Raw genomic sequence first — 18097 nt, forward strand, 5'->3', positions numbered from 1 at the left:
CCCCCCCCCCCCCCCCCCCCCGCGCCGGGGTGGCGCTAGGGTCTGCGCGTGATCCGGGTGGTGGTGTGCGACGACCAGGAACTGGTGCGCACCGGTTACGTGACGATCTTCGGTGCCCAGCCCGACATCGAGGTGGTCGGCGAGGCGGCGGACGGCCGCACCGCGGTCGACCTCGTCCGCGAGGTGCGGCCCGACGTGGTGGTGATGGACATCCGGATGCCGGTGCTGAACGGCATCGAGGCGACCCGGCAGCTCGCGGGCCACGGCGTGGCCGATCCGGTGAAGGTGTTGGTGGTGACCACCTTCAACCTCGACGAGTACGTGTACGAGGCGCTGCGGGCGGGGGCGAGCGGGTTCCTGCTCAAGGACTCGACACCCGCGGAGCTGATCGCGGGCATCCGCACCGTCGCCGTGGGCGACTCCCTGCTGGCGCCCGCCGTCACCCGCACGCTCATCGGCCGCTTCGCGTCCCGCGTCCAGCCGACCGCGCCCGATCCCGAACACCCGCTGACGCCCCGCGAGCTGGAGGTGCTGAAGCTGATCGCGGAGGGCCTGTCGAACGCGGAGATCGCCGGGACGCTGGTGATCAGCCACGAGACCGTGAAGACCTACGTGTCACGCCTGCTGGCGAAACTGGGCCTCCGCGACCGCGTCCACGCCGTCGTCTTCGCCCACCGCGCGGGCCTCGTCCCCGGAGCGGGCCACCTCTGACTAGCTGCCCTCGGCGAGGGTGTGCGCGACCAGCGCGTTGGCGTGCCCGTGGCCGAGCCCGTGCTCGGACTTGAGCCAGGACACCAACTCCCTGTGCTTGGTCAGCGGGGAGGCCCGGATCAGCTCCTTCCACTCGGCGATCGGACGGCCGTACTTGGCCTCGATGGAGGGGAAGTAGCTCGCGGGGCCCTTGACCGGTTCGCTCATGCCCCGAAGTCTGCCATCCCAGGTGGAATCAACGCCGGTACCCGGCCGCCGTCCTCGGGTAGCGCTCCCGGTAGGCGACCAGGTGTCCCGAGGCCGTCGTGACGGACTCCGCGGCCAGCAGTCCGTGCACCAGGGCCCGTGCGAACACCTCGGCCGCCGCGGCGATGACGGCCTCGGGGTCGGCGTCCGCGACTCCCGTGGCGACCGAGAAGACCGTGTCGCCGTCGAACAGCCCGTGCGCGGGGCGGACGGCCAGTGCCAGGCCGTCCTGCCCGGTGTTCGCGAGGCGGTACAGGTCGGCGGGGGACAGGCGGGCGGTGGTCGCGATGACGCCGATGACCGTGTTGAGCGGGTTCCCGCCGAGCGGGGGCGGGCCGGACGGCGCGTCACCCCCGGCGGCGGGGAACTCCTGCCAGGCAACGGGTTCACCGTTCCGCAGCCGGTCCGTGGCGCCGAGGGACAGGCCGCGGGGCAGTCCGGTGGTGTGGTCGGCGGACGGCCCGACGGCGTTCAGCGCGGCCAGCGCGGCGACGACCGTGCCGTCCGGCAGCACCGCGCTCGCGGTGCCGAGCCCGCCCTTGAGGTCGGCGTTCATCGCCCCGGTGCCCGCTCCCGCGTTGCCGCAGGCGAACTCGATCCCCGCCGCCTCGGCGGCCTCCACCCCGAACGCGGCTGTGGGCCGGGCGTCGAAGTCGCCGCCGCGGCCCAGGTCGAAGAGCGCGGCGGCCGGGACGAGCGGGTCGTCCGTGCCCAGCCAGGTCTGCACGCCGTCGGCCGCGGCCAGGCCGTAGGAACTGCCGCCGGTCAGCACGATCGCCGGGACCTCGCGCCCGCCGTACCGGGCGTCCAGCGCGGCCGTCTCACGGGTGGCGGGCGCGCCGCCGCGAACGTCCACCGTCGCGCGTGATCCGGGCGGCAGCAGGACGACGGTGGTCCCGGTCAGCGCCCCGCCGCTGGTCCTGGTGGCGTTGCCGACCCGGATCCCCGGCACGTCGGTGATCGCGTTGTGCTCGCCAGCGGTGACCATCGCGGGATCGTACTTCGTTGACATCGGCGAACCGTGAATCATATCTTATATCTGATTTACGCTACTGGCTGTCACTCGTTCGCTACCGGTCGAAGGGGACCCTGACGATGTCGCGAGACGACGCTCCTGGACGCAGCACCGGACCGACCCGCCGCGACCTGCTGAGACTCGGCGGGGCGTTCGGCGCGGCGGCCGCGCTCGGCGGGCTGCCCGTCTTCACCGCGCACGCGGCCGTCGGCAGGCCGTCGACGCCGGTGCTCGTGCCCGCCGACGCGGCGACCAGGCTCACCTACCCGGCCCCCGCGACCGAGTCGAAGATCATCGAGGAGGGCCTGCCCATCGGCAACGGCCGCTTCGGCGGCCTCGTCGGCGGCGACCCGGCGCGGGACTTCCTCTACCTGACCGACGCCACGCTGTGGACCGGCGGGCTCAACGCGGCGCTCCAGGACGACGGGCAGTTCCCGTACGACGAGGCCCGCTTCGGCACGTTCTCGTTGCTGGCCAAGGTGTTCGTCAGCCAGCCCGCGCACACCGGTGTGACCGGCTACCGCCGTGAACTCGACCTGAGCAACGGCGTCGTCACCACCACCTACGACCACCGGGGCACGACCTACCGCCGCGAGGTCTACGCCAGCCACCCCGACGACGTCGTCGTCATCCGGCTGAGCAGGCGCGGCACGGGCACCCACACCGGCACGGTGTCGCTCGCGGGCACGCACGGCGAGACCACCAGGGCGGCGTCGTTCGCCGCGGCCTTCGGCAACGGGCTGAAGTACGCGGCGACCGTGACGGCGGCCGGCCGCACCGGCAAGGTCGCGGTCACCGGGGACGAGGTCGTCTTCACCGGCTGCGCCGAGGTCGTCATCGTCGTGGCGGGCGGCACGAACTACACGCCCGACGCGGCGACGGAGTTCAAGAACCCCGAGGCCGATCCGCTGGCCATCGCGAAGGGCAAGGCGCGCGCCGCGTCCCGCGAGTCCGGCGACGCCCTGCTCGCCACGCACGTCGCGGACTACCGGAAGCTCTACGACCGGATGACGCTCAGCCTGGGCACCTCGACCCCCGCGCAGAAGGCCATGGACACCTGGACGCGGCTCGGGGCCCGCGCGGCGGAGGGCGCCGCGCCGGACCCGGAACTGGAAGCCGCCTACGTCCAGTACGGCCGCTACCTGATGATCAGCGGCTCCCGCGACAGCGCCCCGCTGAACCTCCAGGGCCTGTGGCTGAGCAACAACACCCCGGACTGGTACAGCGACTACCACACCGACATCAACGTCCAGATGAACTACTGGCTCGCTGACCGCGCGGGCCTGCCGTCGTGCTTCGACTCCTTCGCCGACTACTGCCTCTCGCAGCTCTCGTCGTGGACCACGCAGACCCGGCGGCTGTTCAACGACGAGCGCAACGGGTTCCGCAACCGCTCGGGCCGGGTCGCGGGCTGGACCACCGCGTACTCCACCAACATCTACGGCGGCAGCGGCTGGTGGTGGCACCCGGCGAGCAACGCGTGGCTGTGCAACTCGCTGTGGGAGCACTACGAGTACACCAAGGACGTCGAGTACCTGCGCAGGATCTACCCGCTGCTCAAGGGCGCGTGCGAGTTCTGGGAGGCTCGCTTGGTGACCACCACCGTCACCGACCCGGCCACGGGCGCGACCAGGCGGGTGCTGATCGACGACCACGACTGGTCACCCGAGCACGGTCCGACCGACGCGCTGGGCGTGACGTACGCGCAGGAACTGGTGTGGGACCTGTTCGAGCACTACCGGCAGGCGTGCCTCCTGCTCGACGTCGACCGCGGGTACTGGAAGACCGTCGGCGACCTCCAGGTGAGGCTGTACCTGCCGAAGGTCAGCCCGAAGACGGGCTGGTTGCAGGAGTGGATGACGCCGGACAACCTCGGCGAGACCACGCACCGGCACCTGTCACCGCTGATCGGCCTGTTCCCCGGCGACCGGGTGCGCGCGGACACCGTGACGCCGGAACTGCTGACGGGCGTGCGGAACCTGTTGGTGGCCAGGGGTTTCGACAGCTTCGGCTGGGCGTGCGCGTGGCGCGCGCTGTGCTGGGCGCGGCTCAAGGACGGCGAGAACGCCTACCGGCTGTTCCTCACCGTCCTCCGGCCGTCGGTCGACTTCGGCAACGGCAGCGCGCCCAACCTGTTCGACATGTACAGCTTCGGCGACCGGACGATCTTCCAGATCGACGCGAACTTCGGCACGCCGTCCGCGGTCGTCGAGATGCTGCTCTACTCGCGGCCGGGAACCGTCGAGCTGCTGCCCGCGCTCCCGGCGGCGTGGGCGGAGTCCGGGAGGATCACCGGCGTCGGCGCGCGCGGCGGGTTCGAGGTGGACTTCTCCTGGCGGGCGGGGAAGGTCACGTCGGTGACCGTGCGGAGCGTCGGCGGCACGTCCACCGTCGTGAAATCGGGCTCGTGGAGCCGGACCGTCACCCTCCAGCGCGGCCGGTCGACCACCTTCACGCCCTGATCAGCGCGCACCCCGTCCCACATCCCGGACGGGGTGCGCGGTGGTCCCTAGGCTGATCGGAGAGCCGGGGAAGTGGGGGCACACCGCCGATGACGCTGTCAGTTCTGGACCTCTCGCCCGTCGTGTCGGGACAACGGGCCGCCGACGCGCTGCGCAACACGCTCGACCTCGCGCGGCACGCCGAACGGCTGGGCTACCGCCGGTACTGGCTGGCCGAGCACCACCTGACGCCCGGTGTCGCCTCGACGTCGCCCGCGGTGCTCATCGCGGCGGTCGCCGCCGCCACCGAGGAGATCAGGGTCGGCTCGGGCGCGGTGCTGCTCGGCTACTACGCGCCGCTGGTCGTGGCGGAGCAGTTCGGGCTGCTGGCGAACCTGCACCCCGGCCGGATCGACCTCGGGCTCGGCCGGTCCGGCGCGGTGCGCGAGAGCGACCTGGCCAAGCACCCGGTGTTCTCCGCGCCGGAGTTCATCGCCCGCTACCGGCTCCAGCAGGGGCTGCTGGGGGTGCGCCCCGGAGCGGAGGAGCCGCCGTACGCCGAGCAGGTCGGGCAGGTGCTCGGGTTCGTCGGGGGCGACCACCACGCGAACGTCGTGGAGGGCGCGGACTTCGCGGTGTGGGTGCTGGGGTCGAGCGCGGGGGAGAGCGCCGTGACCGCGGGTGCACTGGGGCTGCCGTTCGCCGCCGCGTACCACGTGTCGCCGCGCACGGCGCAGGCCGCGGTCGACGCCTACCGCGAGGCGTTCGTGCCGTCGGAGAGGCTGGCCGAGCCGTACGTGGTCATCTCGGCGGACGTCGTGGTCGCCGAGGACGAGGCGGTGGCCGTCGACCTGGCCGCGCCGTACGGCCAGTGGGTGCTGAGCATCCGCACGGGTGACGGCGCCATCCCGTTCCCCTCGCCCGAGGAGGCGGCGGCGTTCGAGTGGACCGACGAGGCGCACGCGAAGGTGGCGGACCGGACCGCGACCCAGTTCGTCGGGGCGCCCGCCGACGTGGCGGAACGGCTGCACGAGTTGAAGACCACGACCGGGGCGGATGAGGTCCTGGTGACGACGATCGTCCACGACCACGCCGCCCGCGTGCGCTCGTACGAATTGCTGGCCAAGGCCTGGGCGCAGGTCTAGTCCAATTCGGCTGGGCCCAGCCCGTTGGAAAGCGGTTGCCCCGTGGTGCGGGCCGTCGGAATCGCGGGCCGGACCCGTCGAGCCGCGCCGGTCGGGTGATCAGGCCTGGTCCCACGCCGGGTGAAAGGGGAAGCATGATTCCCCGGCCGCGTGGAGTCGATTTCGTGAAAAGGCACTGAGTGCGGCGAACGCCATTCCGCGAAGCCGCCCGACAATTGTCCGACCCAATTCGGTTCAGGCGCGGCCGAGTGCCTGTCCCGCGGCGGCGAGAGTCCGTTCGACGAGATCGGTCGCCGTGCCGGGAGCCCAGCGCTCCGCCCATTCCGCGGCGTACCCGAGGTAGTCGCCGTACTGCTCGGGGGACCAGGGCCCGTCGGGGCTCCAGGTCGAGCCGCGCAGCGCGTTCACGCCCACCGTGACGTGCTGGTCCAGGATCAGCGGGCCGCCCGTCGCCGGGTCGTACGCGCCGAAGTGCAGCACCCGGCCGCCGTCGGCCGCCCCGAGCCGGGCGAGCGCGTGGCTCCCGCGCCGGGCGAGGGTCGCGTACCCGGCGACGGCGCCGTCGGCACGGGCCGTGCGCACCGCGTGCGAGAGGTTCGCGCCGACGGTTCCGGGGTTCGCCTCGAAGACCGAGCCCAGCTTGGAGGCGTTGCGCCACTTCGTGCCGACCGCCCAGACCTGCGTGGCGACCAGGGTGTGGACCGCCCCCAGTTCGTCGTCCGCGCGGGCCCCGATGGCGAACAGGACGCGCCGGTCGACCGTGGACCGGTCGTCCAGTTCGGCGGGCCAGTACGCCCGGTCGGGCAGGTGGCCGAGCCAGTGGCCCTTCACGAACCCCACCGACTGGTCCAGCAGGTAGGCGCTGTCGCGGTCGGGAGGGGTGCCGCGGAAGACGGTCTCGAACGCGAGGGTGGCCACCGGCGCATCCTATGGACCGGCCTTTCGCGCCGCCGTCCGGTCGTCTACAGACCCATCATTCAAGACTTAGTTTAAGCAATGTATTGACACCTGGAGGTAACACCCATAACGTCCTGGACCACGCGGAAGGGAGCCCCGGTGAGCGAACCTGACGTCGATGCACGACATCGACACCGGCGGAAACCCGTGGCCGGAGCGATTCACTAGTTCCGCTTCCTCGGGCCGCGCGAACAACGCCCCGAGCGAAACAATTCGCCCGATGTTCCACCCTGCCTGAGATCGTTCGACGGAACCCCGGCGCGCACACCCCTGCCCTCGGCCCCCGCGTCCTCTGCGCGAAGCGGTCCGATCGCTGCCGCGTGCGCTGGGTGACGACGCCGCGCAGCGCGGCCGAGGAGGATTGCCCCAGTGCTTCCACGCCCCAAGATCCGCGTGCCCAGCGGTCGCCGAACGGCCCTGGCCGCCGTTCTGGCGATCGTCGCGGGCACGATCACTGCCCTGGCCGCCGCACCGGCCGCGAGCGCGGCCGTCGACCCCGCTGTCTGGTACACCGTCCAGAGCCAGGCCAGCGGCAAGTGCGTCGACGCCCGCGCCGCCGCGACCGCCAACGGCACGGTCGTCCAGCAGTACACCTGCAACGACAGCACCGCGCAGCAGTGGCAGTTCCAGCCCACCAGCGGCGGGTTCAGCCGGATCAACGCCCGCGACAACTCCGCGCAGGTGCTCGACGTCGCGAACGTGTCGACCGCCGACGGTGGACTGATCCATCTGTGGACCTATGGTGGTGGCAACAACCAGCAGTGGCAGGCGGTCGAGCAAGCAGGCGGCTCGTACCGCTTCGTCAGCAGGCTGAGCGGCAAGTGCCTCGACGTGCCCGGCGCGTCCACGGCGGAGAGCGTGCAGCTCCAGCAGTACACCTGCAACGGGTCGAGCGCTCAGTCGTTCAACCTCGTTCCCGCAGGAGGTACCACCCCCGTGCCCGGCACGCCTGACTTCGGCCCGAACGCCCTCTTCTTCGACCCGTCGATGTCGGCGGCGTCGATCCAGAACAGGGTCAACCAGGTGTTCGCGCAGCAGGAGCGGAGCCAGTTCGGCCTCCAGCGCTACGCCCTGATCTTCAAGCCGGGCACGTACAACGCGAACGTCAACGTCGGCTTCTACACCCAGGTGCTCGGCCTCGGCCTGTCACCGGACGACGTGAACATCAACGGCTCCGTGCACGTCGAGGCCGACTGGTTCGGCGGCAACGCGACGCAGAACTTCTGGCGCTCCGCGGAGAACCTGTCGGTCACGCCGACCGGCGGCACCGACCGCTGGGCCGTGTCGCAGGCCGCGCCGTACCGGCGGATGCACCTGCGCGGCAACCTCCAGCTCGACGACGGCGGCTGGTCCAGCGGCGGTCTGCTGGCCGACAGCAAGGTCGACGGCCAGGTCCGCTCCGGCTCGCAGCAGCAGTGGCTGACCCGCAACACCGACATGGGTAGCTGGACCGGGTCGAACTGGAACATGGTGTTCGTCGGCGCGACCAACGCGCCCGCGGGGACGTTCCCGAACCCGCCGTACACCAAGGTCGCCCAGACCCCGCTGGTCCGCGAGAAGCCCTTCCTGAACGTCAACGCGGCGGGCGACTACAACGTCTTCGTCCCCGCGGTGCGCACCAACTCGGCAGGCGCGAGCTGGACGAACGGCACGCCTGCCGGGCAGAACCTGCCGCTCAGCCAGTTCTTCATCGCCAAGCCGGGCACCTCGGCGAGTGCCATCAACGCCGCGCTCGCCTCGGGCAAGGACCTGATCTTCGGACCTGGCGTCTACCACCTGAACGAGACCATCCGCGTCACCCGCCCGAACACCGTCGTGCTCGGCCTCGGCCTGGCGACGCTGATCCCGGACAACGGGGTCACCGCGATGACCGTCGCGGACGTCGACGGCGTGAAGATCGCGGGCATCCTGATCGACGCGGGCCCGACGAACTCGACCCTGCTGATGGAGGTCGGCCCGACGGGATCCAGCGCCGACCACTCGGCCAACCCGACCTCGCTCAACGACGTGTTCTTCCGCGTCGGCGGCGCGGTCGTCGGCCGGGCCACGACGAACCTCGTCATCAACAGCGACAACGTCATCGGCGACCACCTGTGGATCTGGCGCGGTGACCACGGCGACGAGACCGGCAACGGCGTCGGCTGGAACGTCAACACCTCCGACACCGGCCTGATCGTCAACGGCGACAACGTGACGATGTACGGCCTCTTCGTCGAGCACTACCAGAAGTACCAGACCATTTGGAACGGTCAGGGCGGCCGGACGTACTTCTACCAGAACGAGATGCCGTACGACCCGCCGAACCAGGCGGCGTACATGAACGGCTCGACGCAGGGCTGGGCGGCGTACAAGGTGGCGAACTCGGTCACCAGCCACGAGGTCTGGGGATTCGGCAGCTACGTCTTCTTCAACGTCAACCCCAGCGTCGTGAACGCCCACGCGATCGAGACGCCCGTCCACCCGAACGTCCGCTTCCACAACATGGTCACCTTCTCGCTCGGCGGTGGCCAGGGCACGATCCGCAACGTCGTCAACAGCACCGGCCCGACCGTCGGTCCCAACAACACCCAGCCGGGGAACCTGGTCAGCTTCCCGTAGCACGTCCCCTGTCCGAGGAGCGCCGTTCGGGATTCCCGGACGGCGCTCCTCGGTTTCCCCGAGATTGGAAACCCTGGGCAACAGCGGTCGGCCCGGAACCGCCGTACCCCGGCGGTACGTTCGGATTCCCCTACCGGACGAGGCCGACATGACTGCCCCACCAACGGTCGCACCCGTGCCGGGCGACCTGCGCATGGCCCGCGCGCTCGGGCCGGTCCTGCTCGCCTCGGCCGTCGGCCTGCTGCCGTTCACCGTGTTCAGCACGTTCCTGGTGCCGATCGCGGAGGAGGCGGGCGGCGGGGTGGCCGCGATGGGCAGCCTGCGGGGGCTGGGCGGGCTGGCGGCGCTGGCCGTGGGCGCCGCCGTGGCGCCGCTGCTCGACCGCCTGCCCAAGCAGCACGTCGCGGCGGTGGCCCTGGCGCTGCTCGGCCTGTCCTCCGCGCTCGGCGCGACCGGCCACTTCGCGGCCATGGTCGTGTTCGCCGTGCTCATCGGCGCGGGCACGTCCGTGCTGTTCCCAGCCATGGCGGCGATGGCGGCCGACCGGTTCGGCGACGGCCCCGCGGCCGGTCGCGCCGCGACCCTCGTCACCGCGACCCAGTCGCTGACCGCGATGCTCGCCGCCCCGCTGGTCGCCGCGCCCGCCCTGCTGTGGGGCTGGCGGGGGAACCTGGTGGCGGTCGCGGTGATCGCGTTCGCGCTCGCGGCGGTGTTCCTCACCCGCCGCGGCCCGGTCCTCGCGCCTCGCCCGCGGATCGGCTACCTGGAGGCGTTGCGCGCCTTGGGTTCCGTGCCCGGCGCCGGGCCGCTGCTGGCCGTCGCGCTGCTGCGCACCGCCGCGTTCATGGGGTACCTGTCCTACCTGGCCGCGTACTACGACGAGCGCTTCTCGTTGTCCCCCGGCGTTTTCGCGCTGGTGTGGACGCTCAGCGGCGGCTCGTACTTCCTCGGCAACCTGCTCGCGGGCCGGTTCGCCAACGCCGGGTCGGAGCGGTGGCGGCCGGAGCGGGTGATGGTGGTGGGCCTGGTGATCGCGCTCGGCGCCGTCGTCGGCTTCTACGCCGCCCCGACCCTGCCGGTGGCACTCGGCCTGACGGTGCTGCTCGGAGCGAGCCACGCCACCGTCGCGGCGTGCGTGACGACCCTGCTGGTGCGGCGGTGCGGTCCGCGGCGCGGCTCGGCGCTGGGCGTCAACGCGGCGGGCATGAGCCTCGGCGTGTTCGTCGGCTCGGCGCTCGGCGGGATCGGCCTCGGGGTGGCAGGCCATCCGGGTACGGCGGTGGTCCTGGCCGGTCTGACGCTGGCGGCGGTGGGCTTCGCCGTACGAGTTCGCTCAGTGACTTCAGTGTAGACCGAAGTGAGCCGTCCCAGCCCGTGGACGCCGGAATCGCCCCGGAAGGCCGGTCGTTCGACGTGGTGACCTAGGGAGGCACATGAAGTTCCTCGTCATCACCCTCATCACGCACACGCCCGACCCCGTGACCGGGGTGCTCAAGCCCACCACGGACCGGTTGCGGGAGGTGGTGGACAACGCCGTCCTGGTCGAGGAGCTGGGGTTCGACGGGTACGGGGTGGGGGAGCGGCACGAGCGGCCCTTCATCTCCTCCTCGCCCCCGGTGATGCTCAGCCACATCGCCGCCCACACGTCGACCATCCGGCTGTTCACCGCCGTCACGACGCTCAGCCTGCTCGACCCGGTGCGGGCGTTCGAGGACTACTCGACGCTCGACCACCTGTCCGGCGGCAGGCTGGAGCTGATGATCGGCAAGGGCAACGGGGCCGCGCAGGCCGAGCTGTTCCACGTCACGACCGAGGACCAGTGGGAGCGCAACCGCGAGGGCTACGAGCTGTTCCGCCGCCTGTGGCGCGAGGACAAGGTGACGTGGGAGGGCAGGTTCCGGCCTTCGCTGCGCGACGCGGAGACGTGGCCGCGCCCGTTGCAGCAGCCGATCCGGACGTGGCACGGCAGCGCGACGAGCAAGGACTCCGTCGAGCTGGCGGCGAAGTGGGGCGACCCGCTGTTCTCGGCGAACGTGACGAACCCGATCGAGCCGTACGCCGAGCTGATCGCGTACTACCGCGAGCGGTGGGCGTTCCACGGCCACGCACCCGGCCGACGCGGTCGTCGGCGCGGGCAGCGCGGGCTACTACGCGGCGAAGACCTCGCAGGAGGCCGTGGACAAGTACCGGCCGATCTTCGCCTCGCGACTGGCCACGCAGACCAAGCTGGGGCTCCAACCGGTGTTCACCACCGTCGAGGACCTGGTCGACCGCAGCTCGGCGCTGATCGGCAGCCCGGAGCAGATCATCGACAAGGTCTCCCGCTACCACGAGCAGTTCGGTCACGAGGTGCTGCACGTCTCCGCCGACCGCGACGGCCTGACCGACCGCGAGCACCGCGAGACCCTGGAGCTGTTCCAGACCGACATCGCCCCGGTGCTCCGGCGGACCCTGCCCAGCCGCGACCTCTGGTGAGCGCCGCGGGGCCGGGCCTAGACCGGCTTCAGCTCACCGGCCTCGACGGCCACCGGCAGGACGTTGCCCTCCGGCGGTCGCGGGCACGTGCCGTACGGGGAGAAGGTGAACGGCATGTTGGTGGCGCGGTTGAAGTCCAGCACCGCGCGCCCGTCGGCCAGCGGCCCGGACAGCGACCGCCAGGCCGCCGTCGACGTGCCGCTGGTGGCGTCGCTGAACCGGAAGCCGACGCTGTCGCCGTCCACGGACGCGGCCACGGTCTGCTTGACCCCGCCGAGGGTGAACACCAGCTCACCGTCCACAGTGGTCTCCTGCTCCAGGCCCTCCTGCGCCGACCCGACGACCACGGTCCGCGGCGCGTCGTACGGCCGGAACTCGGCGTCCACGACGAACTCGGGTCGCACGGCGAACGCGGGCACCCCGGTGAACGCCGTGCGCGTGGGGGAGTTCGGGTCGCGCGGACGGAGCACGTACCGGCCGGATCGCCGGGCGACTTCCACGAGCACGTCGCCGTAGGCCGCGAAGAGGGTCGATCCCTGCTCGGCCACCTCGACCGACGCCGTCCCGTCGAGCACGGCGCCGTCGACCACCAGGCCGTCCGCGGCGGAAGCGGTCACCCGCGCGGCGGCACCTGCGACGACCCACTCGCCGGGCACGCCGGGGAACCGGCGCGGGGTCGAGTCCAGCCACAGCAGGCCGGTCAGGCTCAGCCACCCGTGGGGTTGCCGGAGCACAGCTTCACGACGGTCGTGCCACTCGGTCCAGTCGGCCTGGAGGTCCGCGCTCATGGCCGGTGAACGACCGGGAGCGCGGCGGGGATTCCACGACCGCGAAGACTGAGAGAAATCCCACCCCGGACGAACGGCTGGGGGGACGCGGCGTCCGCGTCCCCCCAGCCGTCGAACAGGATCAGCCCTGCTGGTCGCGCTCCAGGCGCACGGACACCTTGCGGCCCTTGACCGTCGCCCCGCGCAGAGCCACGATCACCGACTGCGCGGACGACTCCGGCACCTCCACCAGCGAGAACCGGTCGGCGATCTCGATCGCCCCGATGTCGCGGCCCTTCAGCTTCGCCTCACCCGCGATGGCGCCGACGAGGTCCTGCGGCCGGATGCCCGCGCTGCGGCCCGCGCCGAAGAACAGCCTGGTCATCCCCGCCGTGGGCGTGCGCGGCCTGCGCTCGCGCCGGTTGCCGGGCTCGGCCGACCCGCGACCCGGCCGGTCGCGGTCGATCCGCGCCGACACGTCCGGGATCTCCTCCTCCTCGGTCGCCGCCGCCCCGGAAGCCTCGTGGGCCAGCTTCACCGCGGCGAGCGCGATCTCCATCAGGTCGAAGTCGTCCGTCAGGGTCTCCACGACCACGCGGAAGCCCTCGAGGTCGTCCTCCAGCAGCGACTCGTGCAGCGCGGCGCGGGTCAGCTCCAGCCTGCGGGCCCGCAGGTCGGCGACCGTCGGGACCTTCTCGACCGGGATCCGCTGCTTGGTGACCCGCTCGATGGTCTTCAGCATGCCGTGCTCGCGCGGCTCGACCAGCGTGATCGCGACGCCCTCGCGGCCCGCGCGGCCGACGCGGCCGATGCGGTGCACGTAGGACTCGGGCGCGGACGGCACGTTGTAGTTCACGACGTGCGTGAGCTGCTCGATGTCCAGCCCGCGCGCGGCCACGTCCGTGGCGACGAGCAGGTCGGCGGTGCCGTTGCGCAGCCTGCCCATGACCCGGTCGCGCTGCTCCTGGCTGATGCCGCCGTGCAGCGACTCCGCCCGGTAGCCGCGGCCGTTCAGGGTCTCGGTGAGCTGGTCGACCTCGTCGCGGGTGCGGCAGAACACGATCGCGGCCGTGGGGGCCTCGACGTCCAGCACGCGGCCGAGCGCGGCGGGCTTGTGGGCGCGCGGCACGATGTAGGCGCTCTGCCGGACGCGGGGGGCCTCGCCGGGCGCGGTCTGCTCGCGGCCGATCGTGATCCGCACCGGGTCCTTCAGGTGCTGGCGGGCCAGCTTGTCGATGCGCGGGGGCATCGTCGCGGAGAACAGCACCGTCTGCCGCTCGGACGGGGTCTCCTGGAGGATCGACTCGATGTCCTCGGCGAAGCCCATGTCGAGCATCTCGTCGGCCTCGTCGAGGACGACGATCTGGAGGCCGTCCAGCTTCAGCGTGCCGCGACCGATGTGGTCGATGGCGCGGCCCGGCGTGGCGACGACGACGTCGACACCCCGTTCCAGCGCCTGGAGCTGGCGGCCGATGGGCTGGCCGCCGTAGATCGGCAGCACCCGCGCGCCCAGGTCGCGGCCGTACTTGTGCACGGCCTCGCACACCTGCACCGCGAGTTCACGGGTGGGCACGAGCACCAGTGCCAGCGGAGCCGTCGTCCGGCGCTCCGCCTCGGCCAGCTTCTGGAGCACCGGCAGCGCGAACGCGGCGGTCTTGCCCGTGCCCGTCGCGGCCTGGCCCAGCAGGTCCTTGCCTTCGAGCAGCGGCGGGATCGCCTCGCGCTGGATCGGGGTCGGCTCTTCGTAGCCGAGGGTCGTCAACGCCTTGAGGAGCTCCGGACGCAGCGCCAGGTCGGCGAACGTCGTCCTGTCCTCGGTCGCGTCGTCGGCCACGTCGGTCACTTCGGGGGTCATGCGCAAGCTCCTCGTTCCAGGTCCGATCAACTGTGGCGGACCGGCCGAGTTCTGCTCGGCGAGAGTTCAGGCCAACCGGCGCCTACCTGCGAAACCGAGGTCGAGACGGTGGTACCAGCCCAGCTCGGTGTCGCCTTCCAACCAGCACAGCAGCACCGGCGCGCCGTCAAGGTCCGAGGGGAAGTCTACGAGGAGAGGTGCGAACCCCTTCAGTTCGGCCCCTGTCTGCTGCACCGAGGTGAGCAGATCGTCCAGCTCAGCCTGTGCGGCCTTCCACTCCGGGAGGCCTCCGAGACCGGACGGTTCACCGCCTGGTGAGACGGCCGCGGCCAGCTCCGCGGCGTCCGCGCGGAGGGCGACGACGCGGTCGAGGACGGGCAGGAGGTCGCGCAGGACCGCCCGCGCCTCGGACACGGTGAACAGGCTCATGCGGGGAGTCTGGCACCACCGGCCGGGCCGGGTGCCGCCCGACGGCGGGCCCGGAGGGGCGAGGACGGCGCGGACCTGGTGACCTGCCGCGCGCCCTGGGGGTGTCACGGGCGGCGGGCACCGGTCCGCGCCATCGCTCTGGTGGCCGAGTGCCGGGTCATCCGGCCTCGTGAAAGGTTTTCGGTTTTTTCGGGGCGTGCTACCCGTTGTGCGACTTCGCGGGGGCGATACGGCCAATCGGGGGTTAACAGTTGTTCGGTGTCGCGACTAATTGACTGTTGACGCTGCCTGCGCGACGGATGTCGACGCCTTCGCGGGCGACGGCGTGAGCCGGTTCCGGGCACTCGGCGAGAACAGAGGAAGGGGGTGTTGTCAACCTTGTTTCGCCCTCGGGCATTCGCTTTGCCAATACCCCTCTATCGTTCTGTCCGATTTCATGTCGATCCGGATTCCCGAACGGTATTGCGAGCGCCGCTCGTCCGGTTCCGCTCCGTTGTCGCGGGGGCGTCGCTTCCCCCTTGGTGGAGCGGTATCACGGGGGAAATGTTCCGGATCACCGCTATAGCGCTTCTATACTTCCGATTCCCGTCGGGAGAACTGTTCTCCATTGATCGATCTGCCGCTACCGTGCGTTCCGAACATCTTCCCGACCCCCGTTTCCGGCACCAGGGTCCGCGACCGCCCCCGCGTCCTGGTGCCGTCCGGCGGGTGTCGGCGGTAGTGGGGATCGAGGCGGATCGTGGTTCGGAAGGTCGTGGGGGAACCCGGCGACAGCAGGGGCGATGGGTTCACGACCGTCAGGTTCGGCCTGGACGGGGTCGAGTTCGAGATCGACCTGGAGCCCGCGGAGGCCGCGCGGCTCCGGGAATTCCTCGGGAGGTATGCGGTGCGTGCCCGCTCGGTCCTGCGGGAAGCCGAACCCGTGGCTCGCGGTGTCCAGCCGAGCCCGGTGCGCAGCCTTGACGTGGAGGAACTCCGGGCCGTGCGGTCGTGGGCACGCGGGCAGGGGTACAGCGTCTCGGATCGTGGACGGCTGCCGGAGGCAGTGCTCAGCGCCTATGAAGAGGCGCATCCGAGCGCGCGCAGGGGGGCCCGTCCGACCATCCCCAAAATATGGAACTGACCAGTAACATAATTCCTCGATATGTCTCAATTGGCTGTTGTCGCTGGTACGGGACATGTGGTGAAGGACTGCCCGACTGCTGTTGCAGTACGTTGCCTCTCGCGCCAGGAGTAGTGAGCTGCGCCGTTCGGCCGCATACCGCCCGCGCGACCGAGGTGCGAGCCAAATGATATTTCCCCCCATCGTGTCCATCTAGGCAACATGTGATCGCTTTAGCAGGGGCCATTCCGGGCTGCGTCCCGTCCGCTGTTTCGCGGGATGACGGCCCGGATTCCCGTGCCCTAGCACCCTCCGTGCGGCCGCGAAAGGTCTGTCGGAGGTAAAGACTTGTTGAACGGCGAAGTACACCTTCGCGCCGCCGAGGGACTTGGGGGTCCTGGCCATGCAGATTCAGATTCTGGGTGCCGTCGCGCTAGCACACGGAGATCGACGCATCGGAGTCGCTGCCCGGCAGGTACGTACTCTTCTCGCCTTGCTAGCCCTATCACCCGGAACGCCCGTGCCGTTCGACCGGCTGGTGGAGGAGTTGTGGGCGGGAAAGGTGATGGGCAATGCCCGGAACGCACTGCAAGCAAATGTCGTGAGACTGCGAAAATTGTTGGAAGGCCTGGCCGACCGGCCGGGCGATGAACTGGTTCGTACCCTGGGCAGTGGATATGTCCTCGACGTCGACGCCGATTCCATCGACGCCTACCGCTTCCGCGACCTCGCCGACCTCGGGTCGAGCTGCGTGACCCGCAGGCCCGCCGAGGCCATCGACCTGCTGGAGCGGGCGCTGCGGCTGTGGCGTGGGCCTGCCCTCTTCGACGTCGGCGACGGGCTGCGCTTCCGCATCGAGGCCGCGCGGCTCGACGAGCGCAGGCTCAGCGCCCGCGAGGACCTGATCGCGGCCAAGCTCGCCAACGGCGAGGACCGCGGCGTCGTCTCCGAGCTCAAGCAGCTCGCTGCCGAGTACCCCGAGCGTGAGCGCTTCAGCGAGCAGCTCATGGTCGCCCTCTACCGCAACGGTCGGCAGACCGAGGCGCTCGACGTGTTCCACGACACCCGCAAGCGGCTCGCGGCCGAACTCGGCCTCGAACCCGGCCACGCGCTGCGTGAGCTCTACCAGGCGATCCTCGTCCACGACCAGGTCCTGCTGTGACCGCGGACGTTCTTTCGCCGTCGGTGTCCGCTGCGCAGAGGGGTGTGAGTCCGTTGTTGGAGTTCCGGGTACTGGGGCCGGTCGAGGTGCTGAACGACGGGGAGGAGGTGCCACTGGACGGCTCGAAGCCGCGCACGGTGCTCGCCGCGCTGCTGCTAGCCGACAACGGGTCGGTCTCCGACGTCGAGATGAGCGACTTCCTGTGGGGCCACCACCCGCCCGCCACGTTCAACGCGCAGATCTACACGTACGTGTCCAGATTGCGCAAAACACTGCTGCACGAGGTCGGCATAACCCGGCGTTCACGGGGCTACGACATCCGTCTCGGCAATTGCCGGTTCGACCTGTGGGAATTCGAGGAACAGGCGCGGCTGGGGCAGAGTGCATTGGCCGCCGGACGCTTCGAGGAATCGGCGGGATTGCTGCGGTCGGCGTTGTCGTCGTGGCGCGGACCGGCGTTGTCCGGCGTTTCCGAGCACCTGACCGACGCCGAGGGGCCACGGCTGGAGGAGGCCCGCATCGCGGTGCTGGAGAGCCGCATCGAGGCCGACCTCGCGCTCGGCAGGCACGCCCAGTTGCTGCCCGAGCTGACCCGCCTCGTTCGCCTGCACCCGTTGCAGGAGCGCTTCCGTGCCCAGCTCATGACCACTTTCTACCGGTGCAACAGGCAGGCGGACGCCCTCGTGCTGTACGAGGAGGGCAGGCGCATGCTCGCCGACGAACTGGGCATCGACCCCGGTTCGCTGCTGCGCCAGGTGCACCTCGCGATCCTCACGGCCGACCCCGTCCTCCAGGTTCCGCACGCGCTGCGCGTCGGAGTGGGCTGACCAGGCATATAGGGTCGATATAGCCCGCGGACGCACTCTTCTCATGGTAGGAAAAGCCGCGTCCGTGGAGGATGAAATGACTGCTTCCCAGTCCGCCGTGACGATTGACGAAACCCAGAAGTCGCAGATCAAGGAAATCGTCTCCGAAATTCTGGAGATCGACCCCGCGGAGATGACCGACACGAGTCTCTTCAAGGAGGACCACGACGCCGACAGCCTCGGTGCCATCGAGATCCTCTCGGCGCTGGAGCGCACGTTCAGCGTCGAGATCGACCAGGCCGAGCTGACCCGCATGGTGAACCTCGAGGGCGTCATCGCCGTCGTGGCCGAAGCCGCAGCCGCCAAGTAGCCCTTCGGCCCGGAGGAG

General features: G+C 70.7%; 16 protein-coding genes and 1 pseudogene. 11 read left to right on the forward strand and 6 right to left on the reverse strand.

Going from position 1 to position 18097, the window contains the following annotated elements; translation table 11 throughout:
• Positions 1-48 precede the first annotated feature (48 nt).
• On the forward strand, positions 49-711 hold the full coding sequence (locus NZH93_RS10070; RefSeq protein ID WP_259622715.1) for a response regulator: 663 nt from the start codon (positions 49-51) through the stop codon (positions 709-711).
• On the opposite strand, the gene NZH93_RS10075 is transcribed toward NZH93_RS10070, so the two are convergent.
• Entirely contained in the window at positions 712-918 is a 207-nt protein-coding gene (locus tag NZH93_RS10075; RefSeq protein ID WP_259622716.1) for a DUF4287 domain-containing protein, read from the reverse strand.
• A 28-nt stretch (positions 919-946) separates the two neighbouring features.
• Positions 947-1945, reverse strand: a complete 999-nt coding sequence (locus NZH93_RS10080; protein ID WP_259622717.1) for a P1 family peptidase — start codon at positions 1943-1945, stop codon at positions 947-949.
• Positions 1946-2052: 107 nt separating this feature from the next.
• On the opposite strand from NZH93_RS10080, the gene NZH93_RS10085 reads away from it, so the two are divergent.
• The gene (locus tag NZH93_RS10085) at positions 2053-4434 is read left to right on the forward strand and encodes a glycoside hydrolase family 95 protein (RefSeq protein ID WP_259622718.1); all 2382 of its coding nucleotides are present in this window, start codon (positions 2053-2055) and stop codon (positions 4432-4434) included.
• Positions 4435-4523: 89 nt separating this feature from the next.
• The gene (locus NZH93_RS10090) at positions 4524-5558 is read left to right on the forward strand and encodes an LLM class flavin-dependent oxidoreductase (RefSeq protein WP_259622719.1); all 1035 of its coding nucleotides are present in this window, start codon (positions 4524-4526) and stop codon (positions 5556-5558) included.
• A 234-nt stretch (positions 5559-5792) separates the two neighbouring features.
• On the opposite strand, the gene NZH93_RS10095 is transcribed toward NZH93_RS10090, so the two are convergent.
• Positions 5793-6476, reverse strand: a complete 684-nt coding sequence (locus NZH93_RS10095; RefSeq protein ID WP_259622720.1) for an 8-oxoguanine DNA glycosylase OGG fold protein — start codon at positions 6474-6476, stop codon at positions 5793-5795.
• Between the two features lie 408 nt (positions 6477-6884).
• On the opposite strand from NZH93_RS10095, the gene NZH93_RS10100 reads away from it, so the two are divergent.
• From NZH93_RS10100 to NZH93_RS10115, 4 genes and pseudogenes are all read left to right on the forward strand, one after another.
• The gene (locus tag NZH93_RS10100; protein ID WP_443742643.1) at positions 6885-9113 is read left to right on the forward strand and encodes a pectate lyase-like domain-containing protein; all 2229 of its coding nucleotides are present in this window, start codon (positions 6885-6887) and stop codon (positions 9111-9113) included.
• A 148-nt stretch (positions 9114-9261) separates the two neighbouring features.
• Positions 9262-10464, forward strand: coding sequence for an MFS transporter (locus NZH93_RS10105; protein ID WP_259622721.1), 1203 nt, complete (start codon positions 9262-9264; stop codon positions 10462-10464).
• A gap of 82 nt (positions 10465-10546) precedes the next feature.
• Positions 10547-11167, forward strand: a pseudogene (locus NZH93_RS10110) (LLM class flavin-dependent oxidoreductase); the annotation flags it as partial.
• Between the two features lie 121 nt (positions 11168-11288).
• Positions 11289-11588 carry an LLM class oxidoreductase gene (locus NZH93_RS10115; RefSeq protein WP_259622722.1) on the forward strand — a complete coding sequence of 100 codons (300 nt, stop codon included), beginning with the start codon at positions 11289-11291 and terminating at the stop codon, positions 11586-11588.
• A gap of 17 nt (positions 11589-11605) precedes the next feature.
• On the opposite strand, the gene NZH93_RS10120 is transcribed toward NZH93_RS10115, so the two are convergent.
• From NZH93_RS10120 to NZH93_RS10130, 3 genes are all read right to left on the reverse strand, one after another.
• Positions 11606-12376 carry a DUF1684 domain-containing protein gene (locus tag NZH93_RS10120; RefSeq protein ID WP_259622723.1) on the reverse strand — a complete coding sequence of 257 codons (771 nt, stop codon included), beginning with the start codon at positions 12374-12376 and terminating at the stop codon, positions 11606-11608.
• A gap of 121 nt (positions 12377-12497) precedes the next feature.
• On the reverse strand, positions 12498-14210 hold the full coding sequence (locus tag NZH93_RS10125) for a DEAD/DEAH box helicase (RefSeq protein WP_259622724.1): 1713 nt from the start codon (positions 14208-14210) through the stop codon (positions 12498-12500).
• Positions 14211-14276: 66 nt separating this feature from the next.
• Complete coding sequence (locus NZH93_RS10130) at positions 14277-14639, reverse strand: DUF2203 domain-containing protein (protein ID WP_259622725.1); 363 nt, start codon at positions 14637-14639, stop codon at positions 14277-14279.
• A 739-nt stretch (positions 14640-15378) separates the two neighbouring features.
• Between NZH93_RS10130 and NZH93_RS10135 the strand changes: the two genes are divergently transcribed.
• From NZH93_RS10135 to NZH93_RS10150, 4 genes are all read left to right on the forward strand, one after another.
• Positions 15379-15762, forward strand: coding sequence for a histone-like nucleoid-structuring protein Lsr2 (locus NZH93_RS10135; RefSeq protein WP_259622726.1), 384 nt, complete (start codon positions 15379-15381; stop codon positions 15760-15762).
• A gap of 433 nt (positions 15763-16195) precedes the next feature.
• Positions 16196-16903, forward strand: a complete 708-nt coding sequence (locus NZH93_RS10140; RefSeq protein WP_259623135.1) for an AfsR/SARP family transcriptional regulator — start codon at positions 16196-16198, stop codon at positions 16901-16903.
• A gap of 44 nt (positions 16904-16947) precedes the next feature.
• Positions 16948-17730: an AfsR/SARP family transcriptional regulator gene (locus NZH93_RS10145; protein WP_259622727.1), complete on the forward strand. Its 783-nt coding sequence runs from the start codon at positions 16948-16950 to the stop codon at positions 17728-17730.
• Positions 17731-17794: 64 nt separating this feature from the next.
• A complete protein-coding gene (locus NZH93_RS10150; protein WP_259622728.1) occupies positions 17795-18079 on the forward strand; it encodes an acyl carrier protein in 285 nt (94 codons plus the stop codon).
• The last annotated feature ends 18 nt before the right edge of the window (positions 18080-18097 follow it).

The organism is Umezawaea endophytica (assembly GCF_025061645.1).
Taxonomy (GTDB): domain Bacteria; phylum Actinomycetota; class Actinomycetes; order Mycobacteriales; family Pseudonocardiaceae; genus Umezawaea; species Umezawaea endophytica.

Bases quoted from the DNA above. Each gene is read 5' to 3' on its own strand.
- NZH93_RS10075 (WP_259622716.1), bottom strand. From the start codon at position 918: ATGAGCGAACCGGTCAAGGGCCCCGCGAGCTACTTCCCCTCCATCGAG.
- NZH93_RS10120 (WP_259622723.1), bottom strand. From the start codon at position 12,376: ATGAGCGCGGACCTCCAGGCCGACTGGACCGAGTGGCACGACCGTCGT.
- NZH93_RS10080 (WP_259622717.1), bottom strand. From the start codon at position 1,945: ATGGTCACCGCTGGCGAGCACAACGCGATCACCGACGTGCCGGGGATC.
- NZH93_RS10090 (WP_259622719.1), top strand. From the start codon at position 4,524: ATGACGCTGTCAGTTCTGGACCTCTCGCCCGTCGTGTCGGGACAACGG.
- NZH93_RS10085 (WP_259622718.1), top strand. From the start codon at position 2,053: ATGTCGCGAGACGACGCTCCTGGACGCAGCACCGGACCGACCCGCCGC.
- NZH93_RS10130 (WP_259622725.1), bottom strand. From the start codon at position 14,639: ATGAGCCTGTTCACCGTGTCCGAGGCGCGGGCGGTCCTGCGCGACCTC.
- NZH93_RS10105 (WP_259622721.1), top strand. From the start codon at position 9,262: ATGACTGCCCCACCAACGGTCGCACCCGTGCCGGGCGACCTGCGCATG.
- NZH93_RS10125 (WP_259622724.1), bottom strand. From the start codon at position 14,210: ATGACCCCCGAAGTGACCGACGTGGCCGACGACGCGACCGAGGACAGG.